At 32.8% G+C, this 1,564-nt stretch carries 2 protein-coding genes and 1 pseudogene; 2 read left to right on the forward strand and 1 reads right to left on the reverse strand.

Features of this window, described 5'->3' with window-relative positions; all coding sequences use genetic code 11:
- Both AC1DJR_RS30535 and AC1DJR_RS30540 read left to right on the forward strand, forming a co-directional pair.
- The coding region (locus AC1DJR_RS30535; protein ID WP_477004316.1) for a GNAT family N-acetyltransferase at positions 1 to 297 on the forward strand (297 nt) is incomplete at its 5' end.
- An 82-nt stretch (positions 298 to 379) separates the two neighbouring features.
- On the forward strand, positions 380 to 1,033 hold the full coding sequence (locus tag AC1DJR_RS30540; RefSeq protein ID WP_477004317.1) for an MBL fold metallo-hydrolase: 654 nt from the start codon (positions 380 to 382) through the stop codon (positions 1,031 to 1,033).
- A 148-nt stretch (positions 1,034 to 1,181) separates the two neighbouring features.
- Here the strand turns inward: AC1DJR_RS30540 and AC1DJR_RS30545 are convergent.
- Positions 1,182 to 1,564, reverse strand: a pseudogene (locus tag AC1DJR_RS30545) (TetR/AcrR family transcriptional regulator); the annotation flags it as partial.

Consider the following 1,564-nt stretch of genomic DNA (forward strand, 5'->3'; position numbering starts at 1 on the left):
GAGCAAATGTGTAAACAAAGTTGGTATGCAATATATGTTTTTGATGACCAAAAGTTAGTAGGGATGGGACGTGTTATATCAGATGGTGTAATTACTGGCATTATTTGCGGAGTGTGTGTATTACCGGAATATCAGTCCAAAGGCATTGGAAAGGAAATAGTGGAACGATTAATCCGGCACTGTGCAAAAAAACGAGTTATTCCACAACTTATGTGTGTTGAAGATTTAAAATATTACTATGAATCAATTGGATTTGAGGAATTTTCGATTGGTATGACGAAACATATTAAACGATAGCGAGGCTTTGTAATTTAGAATTACTTGTTTATCAGGCCAATTTTTAGATTTCAAAAATTTCATTATAAAGGAGAATAATGTTATGGAGATTGCTAAAGGGGTAGAGATGTTACATCTTGAATTTCAAGAGTATATTATTCACCCAATTCTTTTATGGGATGATGAAATGGCAGTTTTAATAGATACTGGATTTCCTGGACAAATTGAAGATATACGAATAGAAATGGGTAAGGTTGGAGTATCGTTTGATAAACTAAAAGCCGTGATTTTGACGCATCAAGATATAGATCATATAGGTAGTCTTCCTGAACTATTACAAAACTGTGGAAGTAATATAAAAGTCTATGCTCACGATCTAGATAAGCCATATATCGAGGGGGAGTTACCTTTGTTGAAGGATGCACAAGTACAGAATCCACCAAAAGGAAAAGTGGATGATACTTTGGTTGAMGGCCAAGAACTTCCATATTGCGGTGGTATTCTTATTATTCATACCCCAGGGCACACTCCTGGTCATATTAGTTTATATTTGAGACAAAGTAAAACTCTTATCGCTGGGGATTCAATGTATAGTGTAAACGGAATTTTAGGGGGAATTCATGCCCCAACTACTTTGGATATAAAAGAAGCGCAAAATTCTTTGAAGAAGTATTTAAATCTAGAAATTGATTCTGTAGTTTGTTACCATGGTGGATTAAGTAAGGGGAATATAAATGCACAAATTCAAGAGCTATAGATAAGAATTTTTTGTTAATCAGTGCTAAAGTATAATTTAATTGCTAGTATATAAATAAAACCCTTAAATTAATAAAGAGCATGTTTGAAGGAATTTCAAATGTGCTCTTTATTAAATATAATCAATTTAATTTTGATGACTTAATCCCGGCATTTTTTAATTCCTTTAATTGCTCTTCAGATAAAGAAAGTTTTGCATCTTTCATAAAATTATTCATATCAATATCCATCGTTGCGTGTAAGTATACTGTAGCAAAGTTCAATAATCTTTCTTCCAAAGTTTTATTCGTAGAGAGTATTTGATCCATATTTTCTCTTATGCGCACCATCATTTGAATCATAGTAGCGGTAAATAGATCAGCTTTTGTTGAATAGTAATAGTAGACAGTTGCTTTTGTAACTCCACATTCTTTCGCGACCTCATCCATTGAAACAACTTGATAATTTTGAGTGAGAAATAACCTAGTTGCAACTTCTAAAATGATTTCTTTTGTAGACTTTGTATTTTTATTTTGACGAGGCCTTCCGAGAG

Source organism: Bacillus sp. 05T31, from assembly GCF_056396725.1.